The organism is Streptomyces sp. NPDC055189 (assembly GCF_053606765.1).
Genome location: NZ_JBSGSG010000084.1, coordinates 25,158 through 43,104 on the forward strand (window position 1 = coordinate 25,158; position 17,947 = coordinate 43,104).

Here is a 17,947-nt window from a genome sequence, read left to right on the forward strand (position 1 = left end):
TTCTGCGGCTCCTCATGTTCTGCGGAACGTCATGCGCCGGGGAACGTCATGCGCTGGGGAACGTCATGCGCTGGGGAAGTTCATCAGGGCCACCGGGTCGGACGTCGGCTCGTCCGAGCCGCCCGCCGGTTCCACGGTGATACCGATGCCGGATGCCTGGTCCACCGGGCCGTCCAGGAGTACGGCCTCGGTGCTGCGGGCCGGGTCCATCAGACCGGCCGAACGCATCGTTCCGTCGTCGTTGAACCACAGCTGGTAGACCTTGCCGGACGGCGGGCCCGGCATCTCGGCCGCCACGAAGGCCGCTTGGTTGAGGCTCTTGGCCACCACGACCGTGCCGGTCGCACCGTCGGTGAGCCGCCCGGTGGAGGCCTTGGCGTCCGGTGCCGCGAGCACCCGGGCCAGCTTTTCGGACTGCGCCTGTGCCTGCTCTGCCCGCTGGCCCGCCTCGTCGGCGCGCTGGTGCTGCCAGACGGCGACCCCGCCGAAGGCCGCGGCGGCCGCCAGGCATGCGGCGAGGGCGAAGCGGGACAGCTGCCGTCCGCGGCCCGTGCCGCCGGCGGTCTTGCCCGCGGGGGGCGTGTGCGGCGGCTGCTGGCGGACCGTGGCGATGCGCCGCAGCACGTCGGACTTCATGTCCGCGGGAGGGGCGACGGACACGGCTCGGGCGAGCCGCCCGGCCGTCGCGGCCAGTTCACGCACCTCCTGGCCGCAGGCCTCGCACACCTCCAGGTGCCGCTCGAACTCCGAGCGCTCCTCGTCCGAGAGGGCATGCAGGACGTACGCACCCGTCATCGTGTGCAGATCGGCGGCGCTCATGCGCTCACCCCCAGGCAGTCGCGCAGCCGGATCAGGCCGTCGCGCAGCCGGGTCTTGACCGTCCCCAGGGGCACGGAGAGCAGCTCCCCGACCTCCCGGTAGGTCAGTCCCCGGTAGTAGGCGAGAGTCACCGACTGGCGCTGCAGTTCGGTCAGATTGCGCAGACAGCGCCGTACCTGCTCGCGCTCCAGACGGTTCTCCACCTGCTCGCTCACCTCGTCGAAGGCCGGGGTGCGTTCGAGCAGGGCCGCCTTGTGGTCCCGTTCGGCCGACGCCTGTACGGATCGCACGCGGTCCACCGCTCTGCGGTGCGCCATCGTCAGGACCCAGTTCATGACGCTCCCCCGCTCCGGCCGGTAGCGCGCGGCACTGCGCCACACCTCCACGAGCACCTCCTGGGCGACCTCCTCGGACTGGGCGGGATCGCGCAGCACCGTCCGCACCACACCCAGGACCGGAGAGCACACCCCGTCGTACAGCGAGGCGAATGCCTGCTGATCGCCGCGGGCCACCCGGCCGAGCAGCTCGGCCAGGTCGGGGCCCGCGGAGGGGGCTCCGCTGATGTGCACTACTTCGTTCACCCGGTGATCCTCCTGGACGCTGGTCGCCTTCAGAGGTGATTCGGAGCCGGTGCGTCGTCGGATTGCCGGTGGGTCACGTTTTCTGTGCGGTTTTGGCGGTGCGTTGTTCGGCCGTACGTGTGATGTTGCGTGCCATGCCGCCGAAGATGAGCGCGTGGAACGGCGAGATGCTCCACCAGTACGCGTGGCCGAGCAGGCCGTGCGGGTGGAAGAGCGCCCGCTGCCGGAAGCGGGTGCGGCCCTTGTCGTCCTGCTCCGCGTACATCTCCAGCCAGGCAAGGCCCGGCAGTCTCATCTCGGCCCGCAGCCGGAGCAGCCGTCCCGGTTCGATCTCCTCGACCCGCCAGAAGTCCAGCGAGTCCCCCACCCGCAGATGCTGGGCGTCACGGCGGCCCCTTCTGAGGCCGACCCCGCCGACGAGCCGGTCGAGCCAGCCGCGCACGGCCCACGCGAGCGGGAAGCTGTACCAGCCGTTGTCGCCTCCCACGCCTTCCACGACGTCCCACAGGGCCTGCGGCGAGGCGTCCACGCTCTGTTCCCTGCGGTCGGTGTAAAGGCTGCCGCCGGCCCAGTCGGGGTCGGTGGGCAGCGGATCGCTGGGGGCGCCGGGCAGCGAAGCGGACGACCACCGGGTGCTGACCTTGGCCTCTTTCACGCGTTCCAGGGCCAGGGCGAGCGCCTTGTCGAAGGTGATCGGGACGCCGGGTGCGTCGGGGATGTACCGCTCGATGTCGTGCTCGTGGCAGATGACCTCGTACCGCAGCGATTCGGCGAGCGGCCGGGCGATCGACGCGGGTACGGGGGTGATCAGGCCGACCCAGTGGCTGGAGAGGCCGGGGCTCAGCATGGGGACCGGAAGGATGAGGCGGTGGGGCAGCTTCGCCACGACCGCGTACCGGCGCATCATCTCGCGGTAGGTGACGACGTCCGGGCCGCCGATGTCGAACCCGCGGTTGACCTCGTCGGGCATGGTGGCGCTGCCCACGAGGTAGCGCAGGACGTCGCGCACGGCGACCGGCTGGATGCGGGTGCTCACCCAGCTCGGCGTGACCATGACCGGCAGCCGTTCGGTGAGGTAGCGCAGCATCTCGAAGGACGCGGAGCCGGAGCCGATGATCACGGCGGCGCGGAGCATGGTGGTCGGTACGCCGGACTCCAGGAAGATCCGGCCCACTTCGGCGCGTGAGCGCAAGTGCGGCGAAAGCTCCTCCTCCGGGATGCCCTCGGGGGTGAGTCCGCCCAGGTAGACGATGCGCCGCACGCCCGCGGCACGGGCCTGCTCGGCGAAGATCCTTGCCGAATCGCGGTCCGTCTTCTCGAAGCCGGATCCGCTGCCGAGGGCGTGGATGAGGTAGTACGCGACGTCGATGTCCCGCATGGCCGAGCCCACCGACTCGGCGTCCGAGGCATCGCCCTTGACCACTTCGGCCTGCCCGGCCCAGGGATAGTCGCGCAGCTTGCCGGGCGTGCGGGCGAGGCACCGCACCTGGTGCCCGGCGTCGAGCAGCTCGGGAACGAGCCGCCCCCCGATGTATCCGGTCGCCCCGGTCACCAGGCAGCGCAGCCCCTGCGCACCTTCGCCGCTGTCCATCGGTACCTCCGGCCTCGAACGATGTTCTGGCCTCCCCACCTTCCCCCGGTTGTGGTGTGTAGCGCACGATCAGCGAGGTGAGTCGGGGACAGCGGCCGGCGTCAGCGAGCAGGCGGCCGTGCGGTGCTCCGGCGCACGACGAGCCGGGTGGGCACCAGCGTGGTGCCGCGTTCCGGGGTGCTCTGCCGCATCTGGCGCAGCACACCCTCGACGCAGCGGCGCCCGACTTCGGCGAAGTCCTGGTGGACGGTCGTCAGGGGCGGCAGGAAGGAGCCGGACTCGGGGATGTCGTCGAAGCCGATGACGCTGACGTCGTCCGGCACCTTGCGGCCGCGCTCGTCGAGGGCGCGCAGCAGGCCGAGGGCCATCTGGTCGTTGGCGGCGAACACCGCCGTGCAGTCCGCCTGCTCGGCGATGCCGAGGCCGGCCCGGTAGCCGGACTCCGCCGACCAGTCGCCGCGCACGAGCGGCGGCGGGACGCGTCCGGCCTCCACGAGCGTCGCCCGCCAGGCGTCGGCGCGGCGCTGGGCCGCGAAGGAGTCCTCGGGCCCGGCGAGGTGCCACACGGTCCGGTGGCCGAGGTCGAGCAGGTGCCGCACGGCGTCGCGGGTGCCGCCCGCCTGGTCGGTGTCGACCACGGTGTAGCGGTCCCCCGCGTCCGAGTCGGCCACGACGACCTGGACGTGGGGCGGCAGCGAGAGGGCCGCCGCGTCGAGCAGGTGCACCTCCATGATCACGATGACGGCGTCGACGGCGAGCTCCCCGAGGCGGGAGAACGCGCCCCGCACCTCGTCCTGGGTGGGGACGGCGACGGGGAGCAGGGTGACGGCGTACCCCTCCTGTGCCGCGGAGGTGGCGATCGCGTCGACGGTGCGTACGTTGCCCGTGCTGGAGAGGGAGAAGGTGATCAGGCCGATGGTGCGGAACTCGCCGCGCTTGAGGGCGCGGGCCGCGCTGTTGGGCCGGTAGCCCAGTTCCTTCATGGCGGCGAGCACCTGCTGCCTGGTCTCCTCGGTGACGCCCGAGTACCCGTTGGAGACACGGGAGACGGTCTGCGAGGAGACACCGGCGACGCGTGCCACGTCGGCCATGGATGCGCTCTGCCCGCGGCGCGCGGCCCGTTCCCCCGGGGTGCCGTTCGCCGGAGTGCCGTTCGCCGGGGTTCCGTTCGCCGGGGTGCTCTCCGTTGCTTCCACTGTCTCCCTCGCCGCGTGAATCAGCCGTCCCGGACGGCCGTTTGTCCGTGATCCCGAACGGTTTTGACCGTCTTCCGGGCGACCCTTGACCGTCGCCATCGAGGCAGTGTAGACATTCCGCCACTGAATGTTTACGTAAACATAACACCCCGAGTTGCTCTGCTCAGGGTCATGTCGCAGCGCGATGTTTACGCAAACATCGGCGCCACTTGACGCCGGCTCCGAGATGGACGAGCGAGGAACGACATGACGACGCTTCACCTGCAGGGAGCCGCGGAGCGGCGTCCTTCCCGACCACCGTCGCCGCGCAGGCGCCGTTCCTGGACGGGCTGGGGATTCATCGGCCCCTTCGTGGCGGTCTTCGCCCTGGTCTTCCTGGCTCCCCTCGCCTACTCCGTCTACCTCAGCCTCTTCCGCGACCAGCTCATCGGCGGCACCACGTTCGTGGGCCTGGACAACTACCAACAGGCCCTGCAGGACGCCCAGTTCTGGGCATCCCTGGGCCGGGTCTCGCTGTTCCTCGCCGTCCAGGTCCCGATCATGCTGGGCATCGCCCTGCTCGTGGCCCTCGCCCTGGACAGCGGCCGTCTGTACGGCAGGGACTTCTTCCGGATCTCGGTCTTCCTGCCCTATGCCGTGCCCGCCGTGGTGGCCTCGCTGATGTGGGGCTTCATGTACGGCACCCGCTTCGGGCTCGTGGGCGACATCAACGACGCCCTGGGCGTCTCGCTGCCCGACCCGCTCTCGCCCGACCTGGTCCTCGCCTCCATCGGCAACATCGTCACCTGGGAGTTCACGGGCTACAACATGCTGATCTTCTACTCGGCGCTGCGCGTCATCCCGCACTCCCTGTACGAGGCGGCACAGATCGACGGCGCCGGTCAGCTCCGCGTCATCACGGCCATCAAACTCCCCGCGATCCGCGGCGCCCTGGTCATCGCGACGATCTTCTCGATCATCGGCAGCTTCCAGCTGTTCAACGAGCCGAGCATTCTGCAGAACCTGGCGCGCAACTCCATCACCACCGACTACACCCCGAACCTCTACACGTACTCGCTGTCCTTCTCGGGCCAGCAGCAGAACTACTCCGCGACGGTCGCCATCATCATGGGCCTGATCACGATGGTCATCGCCTATGTCGTCCAGCTGCGCGGCATGCGCAAGGGAGCGTGACCCGATGACCGGACCGAGCAGCCCCGTCACCACCGCTTCCCCCGCCGTTCCCGCACCCGCCCGCGCCCCTGGCACCGCACCCCGCCTGCGCACACCGCGCGTGCGCACATCGCGCCGGCACACCGCGGACCGTCCCCGGCGCAGTGTCCTGCTCACCGTGCTCACCGGCCTCGTCCTGCTCTACAGCCTGGTACCGCTGCTGTGGCTGGTCATCAGCGCGACCAAGTCCCAGGAGGGGCTCGCCGGTTCGTTCGGCCTGTGGTTCGGCGGGGACTTCGCCCTGTGGGACAACATCAGCACGACTTTCACGTACAACGACGGCGTCTTCACCCGCTGGCTCCTGAACACCGTTCTGTACGTGGTGGTCGGGGCCGGGGGCGCCACCTTCCTCGCGGTCCTCGGCGGCTACGCCCTCGCGAAGTTCGACTTCCCCGGCAAGCGCGCCGTCTTCGCCGTCGTCATCGGCGCCGTCGCCGTGCCCGGTACGGCTCTGGCGGTGCCCACCTTCCTGATGTTCAGCAAGATGGGCCTGACGGACACCCCCTGGGCGGTCATCATCCCTTCGCTGATCTCGCCCTTCGGCCTCTACCTGATGTGGGTCTTCGCCACCGAGGCCATCCCCGCCGAGCTGATGGAAGCCGCCCGCATCGACGGGGCGAGCGAGCTGCGCACTTTCTTCCAGGTCGCTCTGCCTTTGCTCGCGCCCGGCACCGTGACGGTCCTGCTGTTCACGATGGTCGCGACCTGGAACAACTACTTCCTGCCGCTGATCATGCTCAAGGATCCCGACTGGTATCCGCTGACCCTGGGTCTGAACAGCTGGAACGCCCAGGCCGCGACAGCGGGCGGCGATCCCGTCTTCCATCTGGTGATCACCGGCTCGCTGATCACCGTCCTGCCGCTGATCGCCGCGTTCCTGCTGCTCCAGAAGTACTGGCAGTCCGGACTCGCCGCCGGAAGCGTCAAGGAGTAGCCCCCGCCCGCCCGTTGACCCGTAACGCCGTGCAGATCCCTTGTCGACCACGAAGAAGTGGAAGCATCGCCATGCCCCAGAACACCCGCCGCCTGCTGCGCGGCATAGGACTCGTCTGCGCCCTCACCCTGGGGGCGACCGCCTGCGGCGGCTCCGACGACGGCGGATCCGACCAGAAGCAGGTCTCGTCCGCGGACATCGAGGCGGCCCTGAAGAAGGGCGGCAAGATCAAGGTGTGGGCGTGGGAGCCCACCCTCAAGAAGGTCGTCACCGACTTCGAGAAGGAACACCCCGCCGTCGACGTCGACTTGGTCAACGCCGGAACCAACAAAGACCAGTACACGGCCCTGCAGAACGCCATCTCGGCGAAGAAGGGCGTCCCCGACGTCGCGCAGGTCGAGTACTACGCCCTGAGCCAGTACGCCCTGACCAAGTCCGTCACCGACCTGTCCCCCTTCGGCGCGGACAAGCTCGCCAAGTCCTACTCGCCCGGCCCGTGGAACGCGGTGAAGTCCGGTGACGGCGTCTACGGCCTGCCGATGGACTCCGGCCCGATGGCCCTCTTCTACAACAAGAAGGTCTTCGACAAGCACAAGATCAAGGTGCCGACGACCTGGGACGAGTACCTCCAGGCCGCCCGCAAGCTGCACACGGCCGACCCGAAGGCGTACATCACCAGCGACACCGGCGAGGCGGGCCTCACCACCAGTCTGTTGTGGCAGGCCGGTTCGCGCCCCTACAAGGTCGACGGCACCAAGGTGGGCATCGACTTCACCGACAAGGGCGCCCGCGCCTACACCGAGACCTGGCAGAAGCTCATCGACGAGAAGCTGGTCGCCCAGATCAACCCCTGGACCGACGAGTGGTACAAGGCGTTCGGCGACGGCACCATCGCGACCCTGCCCTCCGGGGCATGGATGCCCGCCAACTTCGCCTCCGGCGTGAAGGAAGCCGCCGGTGACTGGCGCGCGGCGCCGCTGCCGCAGTGGACCGCGGGCGCCAAGGCCAGCGCCGAGAACGGCGGCAGCTCGCTCGCCCTGCCCGAGCTCGGCAAGAACAAGGAACTGGCCTACGCGTTCGTCGAGTACGCCAACTCCGGCAAGGGCGTGCAGACCCGCATCTCGGAGGGCGCCTTCCCCGCGACCACCAAGGATCTGCGCTCCAAGGCGTTCCAGGAGACCGAGTTCGCCTACTTCGGCGGCCAGAAGGCCAACAAGGTCTTCGCACAGTCCGCGGCGAACGTCGCCGACGACTGGACGTACCTGCCCTACCAGGTGTACGCCAACTCGATCTTCAACGACACCGCGGGCAAGGCCTACGTCTCCGGCACTCCCCTGTCCAAGGGCCTGAAGTCCTGGCAGGACGCCTCCGTCAAGTACGGCTCCGAGCAGGGCTTCAGCGTCCAGAAGTAACCCGGCGCGCCCGCGTCTCCCCTTCACCCCGAGCACCACTCCGGAAGGACCACCATGCCCCCCACCCTCCCGTCCCGGCTGCTGCGCGGACCGGACGGTGACGTCACCCCCGCTCTCGCGTACGGCGCCGACTACAACCCCGAGCAGTGGCCTCGCGCCGTATGGGAGGAGGACGTCCGGCTGATGCGCGAGGCCGGCGTCAACATCGTCTCCGTGGGGATCTTCTCCTGGGCCCGCATCCAACCGGACGCCGACACCTGGGACTTCGCCTGGCTGGACGAGGTCATGGACCTTCTGCACGCGGGCGGCATCGGGGTCGACCTGGCCACCGCCACCGCGTCCCCGCCGCCCTGGCTCACCGCCGCGCACCCGGAGATCCTCCCGGTGACCGCGTCCGGCGAGACGGTGTGGCCGGGGGCGCGGCAGCACTGGCGGCCCACCTCGCCCGTCTTCCGGGAGCACGCGCTGCGCCTGGTGCACGAGATGGCCCGGCGCTACGCCGACCACCCGGCGCTCGTGGCCTGGCACGTCTCGAACGAGCTGGGCTGCCACAACATCTACGACTACTCCGACGACGCGGCCCGCGCCTTCCGCACCTGGCTGCGCGCCCGCTACAGCACCCTCGACGGCCTCAACCACGCCTGGGGAACGGCATTCTGGGCCCAGCGCTACAGCGACTGGGAGCAGATCCTGCCGCCGCGGCTCGCGGCCTCGCACCCCAACCCCACCCAGCAGCTGGACTTCAAGCGGTTCTCCTCGGACGCGTTGAAGGATTATCTGCGGGCGGAGCGGGACGTCCTGCGCGAGGTCACCCCGCAGGTGCCCGTCACCACGAACTTCATGGTCATGGGCGGCACGAAGGGCATGGACTACGCCGACTGGGCGGGCGAGATCGACTTCGTCTCGAACGACCACTACGTCGTGCCGGGGCCGCAGGCCCGTGACGAGCTGTCCTTCTCCGCCAACCTCACCAGCTCCCTGGCGGGCCACCGCCCGTGGTTCCTCATGGAGCACTCCACCAGCGCCGTCAACTGGCAGCCCGTGAACCTGGCCAAGCGCGAGGGCGAACTCGCCCGCGACTCGCTGCTGCACGTCGCGCACGGCGCCGACGCCGTGTGCTTCTTCCAGTGGCGCCAGTCGGCGGCAGGCGCCGAGAAGTACCACTCGGCGATGGTGCCGCACGCCGGAGCCGACAGCGATCTGTTCCGTGCGGTGACCGGCCTGGGGCAGACCCTCAAGGCGCTCACGCCCGTCGCCGGGGCCGCGCGCGAACCGGCGCGGGTGGCCGTCCTCTTCGACTGGGACTCGTGGTGGGCCAGCGAGCAGGACTCCCACCCCACCTCCCGGCTCGACTACCACCGGGAGGCCCTGGACTGGTACTCCGCGCTCCTGGCCCTCGGCATCCGCGCCGACGTCGTGACCACGCGGAACGATCTCACCCCGTACGACGTCCTGATCGCGCCCGTCCTGCACGTCGTCCCGGAGGCGCTGGCCAAGGACCTCACGCGATACGTCGAGGGCGGCGGCCATCTGGTCACCACCTACTTCTCCGGCATCGTCGACGAGAACGACCACATCTGGCTCGGCGGCTATCCGGGAGCGCTGCGTGATCTGCTCGGCATCCGCGTCGAGGAGTTCGGGCCGCTGCTCGACGGCGACACGGTCGCTCTGGACGACGCCACCACGGGCACGGTGTGGACCGACCGGATCAGCGTCACGGGGCCCGAGGTGGAGGTGCTCGCCCGGTACAGCACCGGCGCCTACGCCGAACGTCCCGCCGTCACCCGCCGTACGGCGGGACGGGGCTCGGCCGCGTACGTCTCCACGCGGCTCGGCGCGGACGGCCTCACCTCGCTGCTGCCCCGGCTGCTGGCACCGGCAGGGGTCGAGAGCGAACTGCCCGCCCCCGCGCGGGGCCGCGTCGAGCTGGCCGTTCGCCGCGATGCCGACAGCCGCTACCTGTTCCTGGTCAACCGGACGGACGACACCGTGCCGCTGCCGGGACTGACGGGAGACGTCCTCATCGGCGGGACCGGTGAGGCCGCCGGGGGCGGTCTCGCCCTGCCGCCGCGGGAAGTCGCCGTCCTGCGACAGACCACCACCAACCCCTGACACCTCCCCTCCCGTACAGCGCCACACCGCCACCTACGTTGGGAGCACACGTTGGCATCTCGTACCCGCACGAGTCGCACTCGCACGAGTCGCACCCTCACGAGACGACTCGCCGGCATCGTCGGCATCACCGCTCTGGCCACCGGGGCGGCCCTGCTGACCACCCCGCCGCAGCAGGCCGCCGCGGCCGACGCGGCCGTCACCGTCCGGCCCGATCCCTCCTATCGGCACGAGAAGTTCGAGGGCTGGGGCACGAGCCTGGTCTGGTTCGCCAATGCCACCGGCGATTACCCCAAGGAGATACGGGAGAAGCTGGCCCGGCTCCTCTTCGGCGACGACGGCCTGGCCCTGAACATCGCCCGCTACAACATCGGCGGCGGCAACGCCCCTGACGTCAAGGACTATCTGCGCCCCGGCGGCGCGGTCGAGGGCTGGTGGAAGGCCCCGGCGGGCACCACCCGCGAGGACACCGACTGGTGGAGCGCCGCGGACAAGGCCGACTGGAACCCGAAGGCCGACGCCACGCAGCGCTGGTGGGTCGACCGGATCAAGAAGGACATCGACCACTGGGAGACGTTCAGCAACTCTCCGCCCTGGTTCATGACCGAGAGCGGTTACGTGTCGGGCAACTTCGACGCGGGCACCGACCAGCTCAAGCCCGGATCCGTCGACGATTTCGCCTCCTACCTGGCGGGCGCGACCGAGCGGCTCGAAAAGGCCCACGGCATCAAGGTCGACACCCTCGACCCGTTCAACGAACCCAACACCGACTACTGGGGCACCCGTCTGGGAGCCGACGGCGAGCCCGTCGGCGGCCGCCAGGAGGGCGCGCACATCGGGCCCGAGCTCCAGCAGAAGGTGATCAAGGCGCTCGACCCGGCGCTTGCGAAGTCCGGGACGGGCGCGGCGATCTCGGCCATGGACGAGACCAACCCCACCACCTTCACGCGGAACTGGAACACCTACCCGCAGGAGGTCAGGGACGCCGTCGGCCAGATGAACGTCCACACCTACGGCACGGACGGCCGCACCAGTGTGCGCGACCTGGCCAAGGCGGCCGGCAAGCCGCTGTGGATGAGCGAGGTCGAGGGCGACTGGGGCGACGGGCAGGACTTCGACGACATGCGCCCTGGCCTGGGCCTGGCCCAGCGGATGGTCGACGACCTGCGTGAACTGGAGCCGAAGGCCTGGGTGTTCTGGCAGCCGGTGGAGGACTACGACAACATGAAGCCCGGCGGCGAGTCCGCCAAGGGCGGCAACTGGGGCAGCATCCAACTGCCGTTCAGCTGCACCTCCAAGGACACCCTGGAGACCTGCCCCGTCCGCACGAACACCAAGTTCGACACGGCCCGCAATTTCACCCACTTCATCAAGCCGGGCGACCGGCTCGTGAAGGTCGACGACACCTCAAGCGCCGCCGCCGTGACCCGAAAGGGCAACGGGGCGACGGTCGTCCACGTCAACAGCACGACCGCCGCGCGTACGGTCACGGTCGACCTGTCCAAGTTCGGCGGGGTGAGCGCCGGAGCCACCGTCACGCCCGTGGTGACCAGTGCCGGCGGCAAGCTCGAACGGCACGGCGCCCTCAAGGTCAGCGGCAAGAAGGCCACCTTCGAGGTGCCCGCACAGTCGGTGACCTCGTTCCTCGTCAAGGGGGTATCCGGTGTCGCGGAGGACGCCGCCGAGCTGCGCAAGAACCACACGTACGCGCTGACCGGCGCCCAGAGCGGCAAGGACCTCACCGTCGCCGACAACGGCACCGGCCTCGTCATCAGGGCCGCCGCGGACACGGCGGGCCAGCGCTGGCGGCTGCGGCAGATCAGCGGGGACACCGGCAACCAGCGGCGGTACGTCTTCACCGACCCGGCGGGAGCGGGGCGCCTTGCCGTCCGTGACGGCGCCCCGGTGGTCGAGCCCGACACCGGTCCCCGCACCGAGGCCGCCCAGTGGATCATGTCCACGACCGGCGACGGGACATGGACCCTCGTCAACGCGGCCACGGGACGCCTCCTCGAGGTCGGCGGCCAGGCCACGCACGACGGAGCCGCCGTCACGACGTGGACACCGAACTCCGGCGCCAACCAGCGCTGGAAACTGTCCGACGCCGACATGCACTGAGAGATCACGCATGCCACGATGAGATGTCGCGAGGGGCGCACCCAAGTGCTTGGGTGCGCCCCTCGCAGTATGTGACGGTGGAGAAGCGGACAGGTCACAGACACAGGAGAGGTGGTCGCCTTGGTGACAGTGGACGGGTTCACCGACCGTCTTGACTACCCGATGCTCGTGGTCACGGTGGCCACCGAAGAAGGCACGCCCAAGGGCTGCCTGGTCGGCTTCGCCTCGCAGTGTTCGCTGAACCCCGCGCGCTTCGCGGTATGGCTCTCCCGGGCGAACCACACGTACGAAGTGGCACGACGTGCCGAGTTCCTCGGGGTGCATCTGCTCAGGCGGGAGGAGCACCACCTGGCGCGGAGGTTCGGCGGGGAATGCGGCGCACGGGTCGACAAGTTCGCCGGCGTCCGGTGGGAGCCGGGCACGGGAGGGGCTCCCGTGCTCGCGGACTCCTGCTCCTGGTGGGTCGGCAGGGTGGAGCGCTACGCCGACTGGGGAGACCATGTGGGCTTCCATCTCATGCCGGTCCAGACGGGCGGGGACTTGTCACCGCACGAGAAGTTGCTCCGCCTGAGCGACGTCACCGACCTCGACGCCGGCCATCCGGGATGAGGCCGGCCGTGCGCCGCTCACTCCTCCACGCAGAGGCAGAACGGGTGCCCCACCGGGTCGGCGAAGACACGCCAGCCGCGCTCTCCGCCCTGGTCGTCGAGGTCCAGGGGGGTCGCGCCGAGGGCGAGCACCTCCTCCTGCGCCCGGTCCATGTCGGTGACGTTGAAGTCGAGATGCAGCTGCTGCGAGTCCGCGGCGCCCTGCGGCCACTTGGGCGGCCGGTGGTCCGGTGCGCGCTGGAAGGAGATCCGGTGGCCGCCGGGGGCGTGCAGGTCGTACCAGATGTCGTTGTACCGCCGGACCTCGCCGCCGAGCACGGCCTGGTAGAAGCGGGCCAGCGGCTCGGGCTCGGGACAGTCCAGCGCAACCAGGCTGTAGGTAGCGATCGGCATGTGCGGCTCTCCTCGCGCGTCCGGGCACCGTGCGGAGCGGGTCGGGTTCCCCGCCGCTTCACCGTAAACCCGCTGCTTCTCGGGTGCCTCTTGCCGCACCGCACCCTCGATACCCGTCCCCGGATCCGCAAACGCGCTGCTTGACCCGGAAATACCCGGACCTGAGACTTAACTGCCCACCCCACCAGGAGGTACCCATGAAGATGCTGATCAACGTCGCGGAGTCGGTCGTGGCGGACGCGCTGCGGGGCATGGCCGCCGCGCATCCCGATCTGACGATCGACGTGGACAACCGCGTGATCGTACGCAGGGACGCTCCCGTCGACGGGAAGGTCGCCCTCGTCTCCGGAGGGGGCTCCGGACATGAGCCGCTGCACGGCGGTTTCGTGGGGCCGGGGATGCTGTCGGCCGCCTGTCCCGGTGAGGTGTTCACCTCGCCCGTGCCGGATCAGATGGTGCGGGCCGCCGCCGCCGTGGACAGCGGGGCCGGGGTCCTTTTCATCGTGAAGAACTACACCGGCGACGTCCTCAACTTCGACATGGCCGCCGAGCTCGCCGAGGACGAGGGCATCCAGGTCGCCAAGGTGCTCGTCAATGACGACGTGGCGGTCACCGACAGTCTGTACACGGCCGGGCGGCGCGGCACCGGCGCGACGCTCTACGTGGAGAAGATCGCGGGCGCGGCGGCCGACGAGGGCATGCCCCTGGAGCGGGTCGAGGCGATCGCGCGGCAGGTGAACGAGAACGCGCGGAGCTTCGGGGTCGCCCTGAGCCCCTGCTCCACGCCCGCCAAGGGCAGCCCGACCTTCGATCTGCCCACCGGCGAGCTGGAGTTGGGCGTCGGCATCCACGGCGAGCCCGGCCGTGAGCGGCGCCCGATGATGACGTCCAGCGAGATCGCGGACTTCGCCGTGGACGCCGTACTGGAGGATCTGAATCCGCGGAATCCGGTGCTCGTGCTCGTGAACGGCATGGGGGCCACTCCCCTCCTGGAGCTGTACGGCTTCAACGCCGAGGTCCAGCGTGTCCTCGCCGAGCGCGGTGTCGTCGTGGCGCACACACTGGTCGGCAACTACGTGACGTCGCTGGACATGGCAGGGGCATCCGTCACCCTGTGCCAGGTCGACGAGGAGCTGCTGCGGCTCTGGAACGCTCCGGTGCGCACCGCCGGGCTTCGCTGGGGCGTCTGATCCGTCCGCCGCCTCCGCGTACGACGGGGGCATCCGTACCCAACTGTTCTACCGCGCAAGGAGTTTCCGTGCTCGATGCCGCATTCTTCCGTCACTGGCTGACCTCGGCCGCCGCACTCGTCGACCGGGAGGCGCAGCGGCTCACCGAGCTCGACTCGCCGATCGGCGACGCCGACCACGGCAGCAATCTGCAGCGCGGGTTCGCCGCCGTGGCGACCACCCTGGAGAAGGACGCGCCCGCCACGCCCGGCGCCGTGCTCACCCTGGCGGGGCGGCAGCTGATCTCGACCGTGGGGGGTGCGTCGGGGCCGCTCTACGGCACGCTGCTGCGGCGTACCGGCAAGGCGCTCGGTGATGCCGCCGAGGTCAGCGAGCAGCAGTTCGCCGACGCGCTGCGCACCGGCGTCGACGCGGTCAGCGCCCTCGGTGGCGCCGCTCCCGGCGACAAGACGATGCTGGACGCCCTCGTGCCCGCGGTCGACGCGCTCGGGGAGTCGTTCGGCGCGGCGCGTGACGCCGCCAACGAAGGCGCGCTCGCCACGACGCCGCTGCAGGCACGCAAGGGGCGGGCCAGCTACCTGGGCGAGCGGAGCATCGGGCACCAGGACCCCGGGGCGACATCGTCCGCGCTGCTCTTCGACGCGCTCGTGCAGACCGCGGAGGCCGGCCGTGAGTGACGACAAGCTGGTCGGCATCGTGCTCGTCTCGCACAGCGGCGCCGTCGCCGAATCCGTCACGGCGCTTGCCACGGCGCTCGCGGGCGGCGGGGCGACCGCGCCCGTGGCCCCGGCGGGCGGCACCGAGGACGGCGGCTTCGGCACGAGCTCGGAGCTCATCGCCCAGGCCGCCGCGAAGGTGGACCGCGGTGCGGGCATCGCGATCCTCACCGATCTGGGCAGCGCGGTCCTGACCGTGAAGGCGCTGATCGCCGAGGGCGACGAGCTCCCGGAGGGCTCCCGCCTGGTGGACGCCCCGTTCGTGGAGGGCGCGGTCGCCGCGGTGGTGGCCGCGTCGGCGGGCGCCGACGTCGACGCGGTGGAGGCCGCGGCGGCGGACGCGTACTCCTACCGGAAGGTGTGAGCCGCGGGTGTGAGCCGTGAGCCGGGCGGTCAGTTCTGGCTCAGGAACTGCCGGGCCAGCGCGTCACCCCGGGTGACCGCGGCCCGGTGGTCCTCGATCGGGGACGCCTTGGGCCCGTCGAAGACGACGTAGGTGACGCCCGAATCGGTGCCGCCCGTCCGGGGATCGGGGCGGATGCCGAGCGCCTTGGCCGCGGCGTACGACGCCTCGCCGATGATGTCGGTGGGACCGGTGTCGCCGACGACGGCGTACAGGACCTTGCCCCCGTGGATCACGGCGGCCACCGAGCCGCCCGTGATGCCGTGCTTCTTGTGGTCCCAGCGGCTGCTCGCGCCCGGCACGACGATATAGGGGAGATACTCCGAGCTCAGGTGGCGACCGCTCGATTCCTGGAACGCGGTGGTGTTCTGGAAGAGGGGGTCCGTGCGCCGGTTGCAGGCCGCGCTCGGCCGTCCGTCGCAGTCGATGTCCATGTCGGCCGTCCAGGACACCGCGCCCCGCTTGCCGCAGACGGGGATGTTCTCGGCTGCTCCGTCGTCCGTACGGTACTTGCCGCGCGAGACCTGTTTACAAGGACCGCCGGCCTTGGCGAGAAGCGCGGATGCGGACACGGATCCTTCCCGGACAACCGCTGAACTGCCCTGGTTCGGGGCGGACTTGGGGTTCGGTTCACTCCGCTGCGGGAGCGCCGCCGCGGACAGGGGTGCGGGGACGAGCAGGGCGGCTGCGGCGGCGAGGGCGAGGGCCGCGTTTCTGGTGCGCACGGGGAGGGGCCTTTCTCTGGGGCAGAAGTACCTGACCAGACATCCCAAGCTGTCCCGGGTCGTACACCTCGGCCGCTGCCGGGGCCGGGCGGCGCTCGCGCGCACCGCGACACGCACACCCCTTGAGACGCATGCGCACACCCCTTGATGTGCACCCGACACCTGTGTCAAATAGGTCCGGACCAATGCCGCCCGAATGGAAGGCACGACCGTGCGACGGACCCCCCACCTGTCTGCCCTTCTGGCCGTCACCGCCTGCACCCTTACCGCCTGCGCCCTCACCGCCTGCTCCTGGGGCGGCGACCAGGACGCGAAGGACGTGCAGCCCCCGACCGCTCCCCGGGGCATCACCGTCCAGGCCGGCAGCGCCACCACCGCCCACGTCATGTGGAACCAGGCCACGGACGACACCGGGGTCACCGGCTACGACGTGTACCGGGGCGCCACCAGGGTCAAGCGCGTGCCGGGCGGCAAGCACATGGTGGACGTCGTCGGCCTGAAGCCGTCCACGGCCTACACCTTCACCGTCCGGGCCCGCGACGCCGAGGGGAACGTCGGTCCGGCCGGGAAGAAGCTGACGGTGACCACGCCCGCAGCGGCCGCAGCGGACCGCGAGCCGCCCTCCCGGCCGGGCTCGCCGCGGGGAGCGGCCGAGGGGAGCAGGGCGGTGACGCTGTCCTGGGGCGCCTCGAAGGACGACAAGGGCGTCGCCTCGTACGAGATCTACCAGGGCACATCGAAGATCCACAGCGTGGACGGCAGCGAGCACGAAACGCTCGTCACGGGGCTGCGGCCGGACACCGCCTACCGCTTCACCGTCAAGGCGCTCGACGCGGCCGACAACGCATCGCCCGCGAGCCGCCCCGTCCGCCTCACCACCGCCGCGGGCCGCGACGACGGCCGCGCCACGGCGCCGGCCGACTTCCGCGCGAAGACCCGGCACGCCGACGGGTCGTACTACATCGACCTGGCGTGGACGCCGCCGCACACGGGCGGCGCGGTGGCGGAGTATCAGATCCACCTCGACGGCAAGACCGCGACCTCGCTGGTTTTCGGCGGTACGGCGCCCCGGGACAAGGCCACGAACAGCTTCTACGTGGGCAAGAAGCCGGGTGACACCCACCGCGTGAAGCTCCGGGCCAAGCTCCCCGACGGGACGTGGGGCGGCTGGTCGGCCGAGCGGACGGTCACCACCGGCTGACGCCCGTGCCGACGGGTCGGCCGTCGGGCCTGTCGGCCGTACGAAGGATTCCGTCACCTGCCCGGTCGCCGTCCGCATGCGGCCCCGGCGGTTGGCACGTTGGCTCGTCGGCAGGTAGCACGGGCGCTCCCCGACCCCCGGCGGCGCATGGGATGTACCGCCTCCCGTGCCGCCGGAGGGCAGACTCATGCGCACCAACCAGATATTCGTCCGCTCCGGCCTGACCGTCGCCGCCGCAGCCGCGCTCCCGCTGGCACTGACCGCTCCGTCGGCGTCCGCCGCCGAGGGGATCTCGGTGACCACCAGGGGCACGACGGTCACGGTCACCACGTCCGCGTGCCCCGACGGAGGCAACGCCGCGCTGATGAGCAACGGCCAGGCCAGCTTCGCCCAAGGCAGGCAAGTGGCGCTGTCGGGCGGCAGCGCCTCCTGGCAGAACGTCACCACCGGCAGGCACACGGTGGCCGTGGTCTGCGAGGACGGCACGGCGGCCGGCTCCCAGACGGTCACCGTCGGGGCCACGGCGACCACCTCGTCCACGACCGCGCCCGCGCGCGGCGTCCGGGGCGGTCTCGGTGGTGGCAGCGAGGACCGGGGCATGCTCACCCTCGCCGGGGGCGGTGCCCTCCTGGCGCTTGCCGCCGCCGGTGGTGGCGCCTGGTACCTCCGCCGGCGCGGGGCGCAGCACCGGCTCTGATCGAGGGCCACGAAAAGCGGCTGCCGCCGGTCCCGGCTC

At 70.6% G+C, this 17,947-nt stretch carries 17 protein-coding genes; 11 read left to right on the forward strand and 6 right to left on the reverse strand.

Annotated elements, in window-relative coordinates:
* Positions 1-63: 63 nt before the first annotated feature.
* From ACWFR3_RS37750 to ACWFR3_RS37765, 4 genes are all read right to left on the reverse strand, one after another.
* Positions 64-819 carry an anti-sigma factor gene (locus tag ACWFR3_RS37750; protein ID WP_453739220.1) on the reverse strand — a complete coding sequence of 252 codons (756 nt, stop codon included), beginning with the start codon at positions 817-819 and terminating at the stop codon, positions 64-66.
* The gene (locus tag ACWFR3_RS37755; RefSeq protein ID WP_365859691.1) at positions 816-1,400 is read right to left on the reverse strand and encodes a sigma-70 family RNA polymerase sigma factor; all 585 of its coding nucleotides are present in this window, start codon (positions 1,398-1,400) and stop codon (positions 816-818) included. The genes ACWFR3_RS37750 and ACWFR3_RS37755 overlap by 4 nt, the downstream gene beginning before the upstream one ends.
* Before the next feature lie 73 nt (positions 1,401-1,473).
* Positions 1,474-2,991 (reverse strand): SDR family oxidoreductase, encoded by a 1,518-nt coding sequence (locus tag ACWFR3_RS37760; RefSeq protein ID WP_453739221.1) that lies wholly within the window; start codon positions 2,989-2,991, stop codon positions 1,474-1,476.
* A gap of 101 nt (positions 2,992-3,092) precedes the next feature.
* On the reverse strand, positions 3,093-4,082 hold the full coding sequence (locus tag ACWFR3_RS37765) for a LacI family DNA-binding transcriptional regulator (protein ID WP_453739237.1): 990 nt from the start codon (positions 4,080-4,082) through the stop codon (positions 3,093-3,095).
* Between the two features lie 351 nt (positions 4,083-4,433).
* On the opposite strand from ACWFR3_RS37765, the gene ACWFR3_RS37770 reads away from it, so the two are divergent.
* The 6 genes from ACWFR3_RS37770 to ACWFR3_RS37795 all read left to right on the forward strand — a co-directional run bounded on the left by ACWFR3_RS37770 (position 4,434) and on the right by ACWFR3_RS37795 (position 12,584).
* Positions 4,434-5,360: a carbohydrate ABC transporter permease gene (locus ACWFR3_RS37770; RefSeq protein ID WP_453739222.1), complete on the forward strand. Its 927-nt coding sequence runs from the start codon at positions 4,434-4,436 to the stop codon at positions 5,358-5,360.
* A gap of 4 nt (positions 5,361-5,364) precedes the next feature.
* Entirely contained in the window at positions 5,365-6,333 is a 969-nt protein-coding gene (locus ACWFR3_RS37775; RefSeq protein ID WP_453739223.1) for a carbohydrate ABC transporter permease, read from the forward strand.
* Positions 6,334-6,404: 71 nt separating this feature from the next.
* Positions 6,405-7,745: an ABC transporter substrate-binding protein gene (locus tag ACWFR3_RS37780; protein WP_453739224.1), complete on the forward strand. Its 1,341-nt coding sequence runs from the start codon at positions 6,405-6,407 to the stop codon at positions 7,743-7,745.
* Between the two features lie 54 nt (positions 7,746-7,799).
* The gene (locus ACWFR3_RS37785; protein WP_453739225.1) at positions 7,800-9,857 is read left to right on the forward strand and encodes a beta-galactosidase; all 2,058 of its coding nucleotides are present in this window, start codon (positions 7,800-7,802) and stop codon (positions 9,855-9,857) included.
* 51 nt (positions 9,858-9,908) lie between these two features.
* Positions 9,909-11,975 (forward strand): RICIN domain-containing protein, encoded by a 2,067-nt coding sequence (locus ACWFR3_RS37790; protein WP_453739226.1) that lies wholly within the window; start codon positions 9,909-9,911, stop codon positions 11,973-11,975.
* A gap of 123 nt (positions 11,976-12,098) precedes the next feature.
* Positions 12,099-12,584 carry a flavin reductase family protein gene (locus ACWFR3_RS37795; protein ID WP_453739227.1) on the forward strand — a complete coding sequence of 162 codons (486 nt, stop codon included), beginning with the start codon at positions 12,099-12,101 and terminating at the stop codon, positions 12,582-12,584.
* 17 nt (positions 12,585-12,601) lie between these two features.
* Here ACWFR3_RS37795 and ACWFR3_RS37800 read toward each other — a convergent pair whose 3' ends face one another.
* Complete coding sequence (locus tag ACWFR3_RS37800; protein ID WP_453739228.1) at positions 12,602-12,976, reverse strand: VOC family protein; 375 nt, start codon at positions 12,974-12,976, stop codon at positions 12,602-12,604.
* 197 nt (positions 12,977-13,173) lie between these two features.
* Here ACWFR3_RS37800 and dhaK point away from each other — a divergent pair, with 197 nt between their 5' ends.
* The 3 genes from dhaK (at position 13,174) to ACWFR3_RS37815 (ending at position 15,246) form a co-directional block, all read left to right on the forward strand.
* On the forward strand, positions 13,174-14,166 hold the full coding sequence (dhaK, locus tag ACWFR3_RS37805; RefSeq protein ID WP_453739229.1) for a dihydroxyacetone kinase subunit DhaK: 993 nt from the start codon (positions 13,174-13,176) through the stop codon (positions 14,164-14,166).
* Between the two features lie 68 nt (positions 14,167-14,234).
* Positions 14,235-14,843, forward strand: a complete 609-nt coding sequence (dhaL, locus tag ACWFR3_RS37810; protein ID WP_453739230.1) for a dihydroxyacetone kinase subunit DhaL — start codon at positions 14,235-14,237, stop codon at positions 14,841-14,843.
* Positions 14,836-15,246, forward strand: a complete 411-nt coding sequence (locus tag ACWFR3_RS37815) for a PTS-dependent dihydroxyacetone kinase phosphotransferase subunit DhaM (protein WP_453739231.1) — start codon at positions 14,836-14,838, stop codon at positions 15,244-15,246. Before dhaL ends, ACWFR3_RS37815 begins: the two co-directional genes overlap by 8 nt.
* A 29-nt stretch (positions 15,247-15,275) precedes the next feature.
* Here ACWFR3_RS37815 and ACWFR3_RS37820 read toward each other — a convergent pair whose 3' ends face one another.
* Positions 15,276-16,010: a glycoside hydrolase family 75 protein gene (locus tag ACWFR3_RS37820; protein WP_453739232.1), complete on the reverse strand. Its 735-nt coding sequence runs from the start codon at positions 16,008-16,010 to the stop codon at positions 15,276-15,278.
* Between the two features lie 196 nt (positions 16,011-16,206).
* Here ACWFR3_RS37820 and ACWFR3_RS37825 point away from each other — a divergent pair, with 196 nt between their 5' ends.
* Positions 16,207-17,211, forward strand: coding sequence for a fibronectin type III domain-containing protein (locus ACWFR3_RS37825; protein ID WP_453739233.1), 1,005 nt, complete (start codon positions 16,207-16,209; stop codon positions 17,209-17,211).
* Between the two features lie 187 nt (positions 17,212-17,398).
* The gene (locus ACWFR3_RS37830; RefSeq protein ID WP_453739234.1) at positions 17,399-17,908 is read left to right on the forward strand and encodes a hypothetical protein; all 510 of its coding nucleotides are present in this window, start codon (positions 17,399-17,401) and stop codon (positions 17,906-17,908) included.
* The last annotated feature ends 39 nt before the right edge of the window (positions 17,909-17,947 follow it).

Bases quoted from the DNA above. Each gene is read 5' to 3' on its own strand.
- ACWFR3_RS37750 (WP_453739220.1), bottom strand. From the start codon at position 819: ATGAGCGCCGCCGATCTGCACACGATGACGGGTGCGTACGTCCTGCAT.
- ACWFR3_RS37760 (WP_453739221.1), bottom strand. From the start codon at position 2,991: ATGGACAGCGGCGAAGGTGCGCAGGGGCTGCGCTGCCTGGTGACCGGG.
- ACWFR3_RS37765 (WP_453739237.1), bottom strand. From the start codon at position 4,082: ATGGCCGACGTGGCACGCGTCGCCGGTGTCTCCTCGCAGACCGTCTCC.
- ACWFR3_RS37770 (WP_453739222.1), top strand. From the start codon at position 4,434: ATGACGACGCTTCACCTGCAGGGAGCCGCGGAGCGGCGTCCTTCCCGA.
- ACWFR3_RS37775 (WP_453739223.1), top strand. From the start codon at position 5,365: ATGACCGGACCGAGCAGCCCCGTCACCACCGCTTCCCCCGCCGTTCCC.
- ACWFR3_RS37780 (WP_453739224.1), top strand. From the start codon at position 6,405: ATGCCCCAGAACACCCGCCGCCTGCTGCGCGGCATAGGACTCGTCTGC.
- ACWFR3_RS37785 (WP_453739225.1), top strand. From the start codon at position 7,800: ATGCCCCCCACCCTCCCGTCCCGGCTGCTGCGCGGACCGGACGGTGAC.
- ACWFR3_RS37800 (WP_453739228.1), bottom strand. From the start codon at position 12,976: ATGCCGATCGCTACCTACAGCCTGGTTGCGCTGGACTGTCCCGAGCCC.
- dhaK (WP_453739229.1), top strand. From the start codon at position 13,174: ATGAAGATGCTGATCAACGTCGCGGAGTCGGTCGTGGCGGACGCGCTG.
- ACWFR3_RS37825 (WP_453739233.1), top strand. From the start codon at position 16,207: ATGGAAGGCACGACCGTGCGACGGACCCCCCACCTGTCTGCCCTTCTG.
- ACWFR3_RS37830 (WP_453739234.1), top strand. From the start codon at position 17,399: ATGCGCACCAACCAGATATTCGTCCGCTCCGGCCTGACCGTCGCCGCC.